This is a genomic window from Mycobacterium sp., assembly GCF_049281135.1.
GTDB lineage: Bacteria > Actinomycetota > Actinomycetes > Mycobacteriales > Mycobacteriaceae > Mycobacterium.
In genome coordinates this window covers 1-6,031 of the sequence record NZ_JBAPRN010000753.1, presented here as the reverse complement: position 1 = coordinate 6,031, position 6,031 = coordinate 1, and the positions used below count along the sequence as shown (strand labels likewise).

Annotated in this window: 8 protein-coding genes; 3 read left to right on the top strand and 5 right to left on the bottom strand. The window is 67.1% G+C overall.

The features are described 5' to 3' along the window. Positions 1 to 3: 3 nt before the first annotated feature. Together WAN02_RS29930 and WAN02_RS29925 are read right to left on the bottom strand one after the other, a co-directional pair. Positions 4 to 834 (bottom strand): undecaprenyl-diphosphate phosphatase, encoded by an 831-nt coding sequence (locus WAN02_RS29930; protein WP_422269007.1) that lies wholly within the window; start codon positions 832 to 834, stop codon positions 4 to 6. A gap of 65 nt (positions 835 to 899) precedes the next feature. Next, positions 900 to 1,214, bottom strand: coding sequence for a hypothetical protein (locus WAN02_RS29925; RefSeq protein WP_422269006.1), 315 nt, complete (start codon positions 1,212 to 1,214; stop codon positions 900 to 902). A 138-nt stretch (positions 1,215 to 1,352) separates the two neighbouring features. Between WAN02_RS29925 and WAN02_RS29920 the strand changes: the two genes are divergently transcribed. From WAN02_RS29920 to WAN02_RS29910, 3 genes are read left to right on the top strand one after another with little or no spacing between them, the layout of a single operon-like run. After that, complete coding sequence (locus WAN02_RS29920) at positions 1,353 to 2,402, top strand: YncE family protein (RefSeq protein WP_422269005.1); 1,050 nt, start codon at positions 1,353 to 1,355, stop codon at positions 2,400 to 2,402. Next, on the top strand, positions 2,399 to 2,662 hold the full coding sequence (locus WAN02_RS29915; RefSeq protein WP_422269004.1) for a DUF5703 family protein: 264 nt from the start codon (positions 2,399 to 2,401) through the stop codon (positions 2,660 to 2,662). The genes WAN02_RS29920 and WAN02_RS29915 overlap by 4 nt, the downstream gene beginning before the upstream one ends. A 32-nt stretch (positions 2,663 to 2,694) precedes the next feature. Then, the gene (locus WAN02_RS29910; protein WP_422269003.1) at positions 2,695 to 3,756 is read left to right on the top strand and encodes a quinone-dependent dihydroorotate dehydrogenase; all 1,062 of its coding nucleotides are present in this window, start codon (positions 2,695 to 2,697) and stop codon (positions 3,754 to 3,756) included. A gap of 16 nt (positions 3,757 to 3,772) precedes the next feature. Here WAN02_RS29910 and WAN02_RS29905 read toward each other — a convergent pair whose 3' ends face one another. The 3 genes from WAN02_RS29905 to WAN02_RS29895 all read right to left on the bottom strand — a co-directional run. Beyond that, on the bottom strand, positions 3,773 to 4,543 hold the full coding sequence (locus WAN02_RS29905) for a hypothetical protein (protein WP_422269002.1): 771 nt from the start codon (positions 4,541 to 4,543) through the stop codon (positions 3,773 to 3,775). A 29-nt stretch (positions 4,544 to 4,572) separates the two neighbouring features. After that, positions 4,573 to 5,100 carry a YbhB/YbcL family Raf kinase inhibitor-like protein gene (locus WAN02_RS29900; protein ID WP_422269001.1) on the bottom strand — a complete coding sequence of 176 codons (528 nt, stop codon included), beginning with the start codon at positions 5,098 to 5,100 and terminating at the stop codon, positions 4,573 to 4,575. Positions 5,101 to 5,125: 25 nt separating this feature from the next. Next, the coding region (locus tag WAN02_RS29895; protein WP_422269000.1) for a M20/M25/M40 family metallo-hydrolase at positions 5,126 to 6,031 on the bottom strand (906 nt) is incomplete at its 5' end.

Below are 6,031 nucleotides of genomic sequence, written 5' to 3'. Positions count from 1 at the left end.
CGGTCACGTCGCGCTCACTACCCCGGTAGCCAACAAGATCAGCACGGCTGCGCCGGCCGCGACCCGGTAGCCGACGAACCAATACATGCTGTGGCGCACCAGAAACCGCAGAAACCACGCCACCGCGGCCAGGCCCACAACGAAGGCGATCGCGATCGCCACGACCAATTGCGATCCGGTCGCGCTCATACCCTCTGAAACCGGACGGAAAGCGTCCGGCAGCGAGAACAGCCCCGAGGCGAACACCGCCGGAATGGCCAGCAGGAAGCCGAACCGGGCGGCCAACTCCCGCTCGAGACCGAGGAAGAGGCCGGCGCTGATGGTGGCGCCCGACCGCGACACTCCGGGCACCAGCGCCAGCGTCTGGGCGATGCCGACGACGACGGCGTCGCGCCAAGTCAGCTGCTCGACGTCGCGACTCTGCCGTCCGATGCGCTCGGCCAAGGCGATCACCGCTGAAAACACCACCAGCGCCGTCGCAATCACCCAGAGGTTACGCACGCCCGTACGGATCTCGTCCTTGAAGAACAGACCCAGCACGCAGATCGGGATGGTTCCGATGATGACGTACCAACCGAGCCAGTAATCGGTCGTGCGGCGGGCGGCGGCGCCAAGCCCGCTGAACCACGCTTTGAGGATCCGCACGATGTCGCGGGCGAAATAGACCAGCACAGCGGCCTCGGTGCCCAATTGCGCCACGGCCGTGAACGACGCACCGGCATCGCCGGCGAAGAAGACCCGCGACACGATCGCCAGGTGCCCTGACGAGGACACCGGCAGGAATTCGGTCAAGCCCTGAACGACGGCCAACACGACAACTTGCCACCATGACATCGCCGGAACCGCATGCACGACGACGACCGTACCGGGTCGCCATGCCAAACAGCCGTGCGGTCGAACTACTTGGAAGCGTCGGCCAGGGCAACCGCGTCACGGACGGCAGCGCCCAGACTGCGCTCGTCGGTGATGTCGACATCGACGACATTGCGCCGGGCTCTGGCGACAACGTCTTCGGGCTGCGGGACCGGACCTCTGAGCATCGGCCGATACACCTCGACCAGCAGCTTTTGACCTTCGATGCAGAACGCGAAGCTTCGGCCGTCGCCGACCTGACCGAAACCACTGGCCAAGATCTTGGTCGAGAAGAAGCCCAGCCACATGTCTTCGATAGCAAACTCTCCGTCTGAGAATTGGCCGTCATCGGCAACGCTCATATGGCGACCATACCTCGCGGCGTACCCCAGGTAACCCCGGACGACCGAAGCCATACCCGACAATGTTCCCTAGGATCGAGTCCCAATCGGACCACCCCTTTACACTGGCTAGCCCCCTGAGCACCCGAGAGTTACCCCGTGCCCGTACACCGCAAACATGGCGAGAACGTCCCTCGCCGGCGGGCCATTGGCCTGCTGCTTTCCCTGCTACTTCTGGCCGGGTGTTCGGGCAAAACCCTCGACAAGGACGTACCCACGATCGCGCCGGCGCGGGCGGCCGAATCCCCGCCGCTGTCGCAGGCTCCGGCGGGTGTGGTCCGCCCGCTGACTGGCGCACCGCAGACGGCGATATTCGACGGCCACACCTCGCAGCTGGTGATCGTCGCTCCCGGGCCTACCTCCACGTCACCGACGAGCCTCACACTGCTGGGCTTCCAGCAAACAACTCAGCGGGTCGTTGATCTGCCCGGCCGGGCGACCGCATTGGCCGGGGACAATGACGGCACGGCCTATGTGTCCGGTCGCGGTTGCTATTTCATTGTCGATCTGGCGGCCGGCCGCGCGAGCCGGGTGAGCGTCCGCGACGCCGACAACGTCGACTTCACCGCGATCACCCGCCGCTCCGACGGCGTGCTGGTTCTCGGCGCCGCCGACGGGACCCTGTACACGCTGAAACCCGACGCCACCGACGTGGCCCGGACTAGCGTCCATGCGCACATCGATTCGATTGCCGCCCAAGGCAATACCGTCGCCGTCCTGGATCGCGGGCAGACCTCGGTCATCACGGTCGGCGCCGACGGCAAGATCGGGCAGTCGCTGCGCGCCGGCCAGGGCGCCACCAACATGACGGCCGATCCGGCGGGCCGGTTGCTGGTGGCCGACACCCGGGGCGGTCAGTTGTTGGTGTTCGGGGTCGACCCGCTGATCCTGCGCCAGGCCTACCCGGTCCCGGAATCCCCGTACGGCGTGGCCGGATCGCGCGGGTTGGCCTGGGTTTCTCAGACGTCGGCGAATATCGTTATTGGTTACGATCTGTCAACCGGAATACCACTGGAAAAGGTACGGTACCCAACGGTGCGGCAACCCGACACGCTCGCCTTCGACGATGTCGCGGGCACGTTGTATGTCGTGTCCGGCGCGGGCGGCGGGGTGCAGATGATCGAACACGCGGCGACAGGTCCACGTTGACGGCGGCACGGCCCGGCAGGCTGCCGACGGGCTGGGACACCGAATTGTCCGACGAGTACGAATGGGCGCCGTTGCGTCTGCCGCCCGAGATAACCAGGCTCAGCGCATCGACGAGGCTGTCCATCGAAGCGGAGTATCGCGGCTGGGAATTGACCCGGGTACGGCTCTACACCGACGGAAGTAGACGGGTACTGTTGCGCCGCAGGAAATCTCGTGCAGAGCGCGCTGACGGTAGCCGGCCGGATCAGCCGGACCTGTGACGGCGGATCTGCCGCGTGACGAGAGTCCCGCGATGTACGCAACGCTGCGCCGGTTGCTGTTCCTGGTACCCGCCGAAGGCATCCACACACTGGCGTTCGCGGGGCTACGTGGCGCCACGGCCGCTGCGCCGGTCCGGCGCCAACTGCGCCGTCGACTGGCGCCGATCGACCCGGTACTGGCCAGCACCGTATTCGGGGTGCACTTCGCCGGGCCGCTGGGCCTGGCCGCCGGCTTCGACAAAGACGGCACCGGGCTCAACGCCTGGGGCGCACTGGGTTTCGGCTACGCCGAAGTCGGCACCGTCACCGCGCAGGCGCAACCGGGCAACCCCGCCCCTCGTCTGTTCCGGCTGCCCGCCGACCGCGCCCTGCTCAACCGGATGGGCTTCAACAACCACGGCGCCGCCGCATTGGCCGCCCGACTGGCCCGGCACCACCCTGACGTTCCCATCGGGGTCAACATCGGCAAGACCAAAATCACGGCGCCCGCCGACGCCGCTGACGACTACCGGGCCAGCGCCATGCAGGTCGCGCCGCACGCCGCATACCTGGTGGTCAACGTCAGCTCGCCGAACACACCTGGACTGCGCGACCTGCAGACGGTCGAGGCGCTGCGCGGGATCCTGTCCGCGGTTCTGGCCGTGACCTCGACTCCGGTACTGGTCAAGATCGCACCCGACCTCGCCGACACCGATATCGACGACATCGCCGACCTGGCAATCGGACTCGGCCTGGCCGGCATCGTCGCCACCAACACCACGGTGTCGCGGGAAGGGCTGCGCACACCGGGCGTGGACCAACTGGGTAGCGGCGGCATCTCCGGGCCACCGCTGACCCAGCGGGCCGGCGAGGTGCTACGGCGGCTGTACGGCCGGGTCGGTGACCGGCTGGCGCTGATCAGCGTCGGTGGCATCGAGACCGTCGACGACGCCTGGGACCGGATCACCGCGGGCGCATCGTTGCTGCAGGGCTACACCGGCTTCATCTACGGCGGAGGCTTGTGGGCCAAGCACATTCACGACGGGCTCGCCGACCGGTTGCGTGCGGGCGGCTTCACGTCGTTGAGCGACGCGGTGGGATCGGCGTCCCGCTAGTCGCGCCCGGACCTGGTCAGCTGTCGAACGGCGCCAGCCGCACTGCGAGCGTCATTCCACATCGCCGGAGTAGCCCGAAGCGTCCGCCCGGGACGGCGCGCGCCTCGGCTCTGATCGTGTCGCCAAGGCCCCGCTTGAAGGCGGGCCCGCGCGGATGGCGTCGCAGCGCCTCGGCAATGTTGTGCGGAGCAACGTCCCACGCACGCAGGCCGGCACCGTCGACCATCGCCCCGTACTGCACGTAGTAGGCGATTGCACCATCCCGCTCGACGGTCGCGCCGGGCGTCGTGTGGCAGCAGATGCCGTCGGCGATCAGATCCGCTCGAGCCGGATCGATGCCCGCAGCGTGAGCACATGCCAGCGCTCGTTCGGCTCCGCGGATCGTGAAGTCCTCGCCCGGGACGGGGGCCGTGGCTCCCCAGTCGTGGATCAGTGCGGCGCAGTAAAACAGCTCACGGTCGATCCGCTCACGGTCGAGGGTCGCCAGTGCCATTCCCCACATCCAGGTCCGATACGAATGGCCGGCTATCAAATCGGGCTGCTCGGCGCACGCCGCCTCGGCCTCGCGCGCAAGCCTCGAGTCAGGTGGCTCGAAATCGCGCACATCGATGCTCGATGCGCCGTCGGGCAGCCTCCCCAGCGCTAGCTTCAGGCGTCCGACGGCGTTGACCGCCTGGCTCACCGCGATCGCACCAATAAGGCGACGTCGCTCCGCTGCCGTCAACGTGCCGCGGGTGCGTCGGACCCACTCGAGGCCGCCGAGCCGGTTAGGGTCGGGGTCCGTCATCTGGCTGTCATCGGCAATCGCTAGCCGCCCTAGTGTTGCTCGTAGGTCGCATGGATCACGGCTCGCGCGATCGCATGCTGAAAGAGGTTGAAGCCCAAGAACGCCGGGCTGGCATCCTCAGGCAGGTCGAGCTTGTCGACGTCAACCGCGTGCACAGCGACGTAGTAGCGGTGCGGCCCGTGTCCGGCAGGAGGCGCCGCCCCGATGTAGCGCCGCGCACCCGCATCGTTGACCAGCGTCAAGGCGTCGCCGGGCAGGTTGCTGCCTTCACCCGCGCCGGCGGCCAGTTCGTGGACCGAGGCGGGCAGATTGGCCACCGCCCAGTGCCAGAAGCCGGACAGCGTCGGCGCATCCGGGTCGTAGACGGTCACCGCGAAACTCTTTGTGCCGTCTGGAAATCCCGACCAGGACAGCTGCGGGCTGACGTCTTCGCCGCCGGCACCCAAAATGCCGCTGACTTGTGCGTTGGCCAACGGGTGGCCATCGGCGAACGACGCCGACTCCAGATGAAACGACGGCAGCTGAGGCAGCGCGGCGTACGGGTCGGTGGTGCTCATGATCGATCCCCTCTCGTGTAATCGGCTAGCAGTGCATCAGGAAATGTGTCAGCACCTCGGTGCCGAACTTCAGCGCGTCGACGGGTACCCGTTCGTCGATGCCGTGGAACAACGCCGCGAAATCCAGATCCGGCGGCAGCCGCAGCGGGGCGAACCCAAAGCAGCGAATACCCAAGCGCTCGAAGGCTTTCGCGTCGGTCCCACCGGAAAGCATGAACGGCACCGTCCGGGCGTCCGGATCGACGGCCAGCAACGCCGCGTTCATGGCGTCGACCAGGTCACCGTCGAACGTCGTTTCATACGACGGCAGGCTGGTGGTCCATTCGCGCGTGACGTCGGGGCCGATCAACTCGTCGACCTCGGCCTCGAATGCCGCCAGGCGACCGGGAAGAATCCGGCAGTCCACCACCGCTTCGGCAGTTGCCGGCACCACGTTGGTTTTGTAACCGGCCTTGAGCATCGTCGGATTGGCGGTGTCACGAAGCGTGGCTTTCACAATGCGGGCGATCGGGCCCAGTTTCTCGACGGCCCCATCCAAGTCCGGCGAATCGGTGTCGAAGGTGAATCCGGTTTCTTCGCCGACGGCCGTCAGGAACTGCACGACGCTGTCGGTCGGCACCAATGGGAAGCGGTGGCGGCCCAGTCGCGCTACCGCTTCGGCGAGAGTGGTCACCGCGTTGTGGTCATGGACCATCGAGCCGTGTCCCGGTCGGCCGCGTGCGGTCAACCGCATCCAGTGCATGCTCTTCTCCGCGGTCTCGATCAGATAGAGCCGCCGTTCACCACCATCACGGCGCGGCACGGTCAGCGAGAACCCGCCGACCTCCCCGATCGCCTCGGAGATGCCCGCGAACAGGTCAGGCCGGTTGTCCACCAGCCACTGCGACCCGTATTTGCCGCCGTTCTCCTCGTCGGCCACAAAGGCGAACAC

Bases quoted from the DNA above. Each gene is read 5' to 3' on its own strand.
- WAN02_RS29930 (WP_422269007.1), bottom strand. From the start codon at position 834: ATGTCATGGTGGCAAGTTGTCGTGTTGGCCGTCGTTCAGGGCTTGACC.
- WAN02_RS29925 (WP_422269006.1), bottom strand. From the start codon at position 1,214: ATGAGCGTTGCCGATGACGGCCAATTCTCAGACGGAGAGTTTGCTATC.
- WAN02_RS29910 (WP_422269003.1), top strand. From the start codon at position 2,695: ATGTACGCAACGCTGCGCCGGTTGCTGTTCCTGGTACCCGCCGAAGGC.
- WAN02_RS29905 (WP_422269002.1), bottom strand. From the start codon at position 4,543: ATGACGGACCCCGACCCTAACCGGCTCGGCGGCCTCGAGTGGGTCCGA.
- WAN02_RS29900 (WP_422269001.1), bottom strand. From the start codon at position 5,100: ATGAGCACCACCGACCCGTACGCCGCGCTGCCTCAGCTGCCGTCGTTT.